The organism is Sinorhizobium terangae (assembly GCF_009601505.1).
GTDB classification, from domain to species: domain Bacteria; phylum Pseudomonadota; class Alphaproteobacteria; order Rhizobiales; family Rhizobiaceae; genus Sinorhizobium; species Sinorhizobium terangae.
The window spans coordinates 1-1,603 of record NZ_WITC01000074.1 but is presented as its reverse complement, the minus strand read 5'-3'; the positions used below and the strand labels follow the sequence as shown (position 1 = coordinate 1,603).

At 62.7% G+C, this 1,603-nt stretch carries 1 protein-coding gene and 1 pseudogene; both read right to left on the bottom strand.

The window, feature by feature from the left end; genetic code table 11:
* On the bottom strand, positions 1-990 hold a 990-nt coding region (locus GHK62_RS18905), incomplete at its 3' end, for an ISNCY family transposase (RefSeq protein ID WP_153440670.1).
* A gap of 243 nt (positions 991-1,233) precedes the next feature.
* Positions 1,234-1,538, bottom strand: a pseudogene (locus GHK62_RS18900) (IS5 family transposase); the annotation flags it as partial.
* Positions 1,539-1,603: the final 65 nt, after the last annotated feature.

Sequence of the window (1,603 nt, the reverse complement as noted above, 5' to 3'; positions counted from 1 at the left end):
CATCGGCAGCAAGCGCTCACTGTCGGCCGGGTTGCCCGCTTCGATGACAAGGTCGAGGATCAGTCCGCTTGTGCCGGTGGTCAGATTGAGTTTGTGGCCGTAGTCGACGTCGCGGCTGCCCTTGACGATGATGTCGACATGCGGCTCGAACAGGCTCGCCAGCTTCTCGCCAGCCGGCACCGCCTCGCCGGCCAGGACCCGCCGCTCGGTCTGGGCAATGATCCGCTCGATCAGCGGCTTGTAGCGGCAGACTTGCGCCTGCCAGAGTTCGACCGCCGGGCCCACCGTGAGGAGCAACTGTCCACTCGCCTGCTGCAGATAGCTCAAGGTGGTGCGCGCGATCCTGAGCAGTTCGCGGTAGTGCTTCACCCGTTTCGGGCGACCGCGGGTATATTCGATCGCTCGAGCCCGCTTCTTCGCCGCGCGACGATGGTCGTGCCATGGGATGGCGCGACCCAGTGCATCAGCCTGCTGCAACAGTCGCACCATCACCCGGACAGCGTCCCATAACAGGCTGCTGTCGCTCGGTTCATGGATCGGTGCGGCGGTGACGGTGCTGTCCACACGCACGACCTTGCCGCTTTCCAGTTTCTCCTGCCGGGCGCTCGCCAGCAGCACCCGGTTGATCTCTTCAAAGGTTTGCGCCCGGATCGCGCTGATTGTCTTGTGCAAGACCGACTTCTTCGGGTTCCACCCCCACGGCAAGCGGGCAAAGGCCCGGAACGAGGCGGAGTCTTCGAGATGGAAGGCCAGTTCCTGATAACTCAACTGGCGATGCTGCTTGAGCAGCGCGCAGCGCAGCACAGCCTCGGCCGGCAGCCCCTCGCGGCCGGTCTCCTTGAGACCATGCCGGCGCAGGTCCCGTGTCACCAGCCCGAGCAGATCGCGATGCTCATCCAGCCATTGCGACATCACCTTCAGTTCACGACCGATCTCGTGTTCGGCGAAAAGATCGAATATGCTCGCCTGGACGGTGCGTTCTTGGCGCATTGTCGGCTCCGGCGGTTACGGGTTTATCTTTAGAATCAGTAGCTTGATCTAAAGTATACCTGAAGCCGCCGGGCTTTGCCCGCGGAGATATCGCGATTAATACAATAATTTCAGCAGCTTAACGTTTATGGACGGGCACTAGCTAGGTGTGCAGGTCTGGTTTGCGCCAGCGCCGGAAATTCGAGGTGGTAGTGGTCGTCTACGCCTCAAGGGGCGACAGCAGGGACTCGGGTCGGGACGAGGAGAACGCCCCAGCGCCTGATCCTTGGCCCCCCTTTTCCGCTCGCCGCCTGTTGATGGGCGCGCACGATGGTGCTGTCGAGCATCAGATATTGGTTGTCGTGGTCGGCGGTCAGTTCTGCGAACACCCGCTCCCACACGCCGGCATGGCACCAACGGCTGAAACGGCGATGCACGGTCTTCCACTTGCCATAACGTTCTGGCAGGTCGCGCCAGTGTGCCCCGGAGCGCAACACCCACAAACAGCCGTTGACGAACAGCCGGTTATCGCCGCCCGTCCGGCCAGGGTCACCAGCCTTGCCCGGCAACTACGCCGCTATCCGCGCCCACTGCCCCTCGCTCAGTTCGTATCGCTTGATCCCCATCTCCCCGC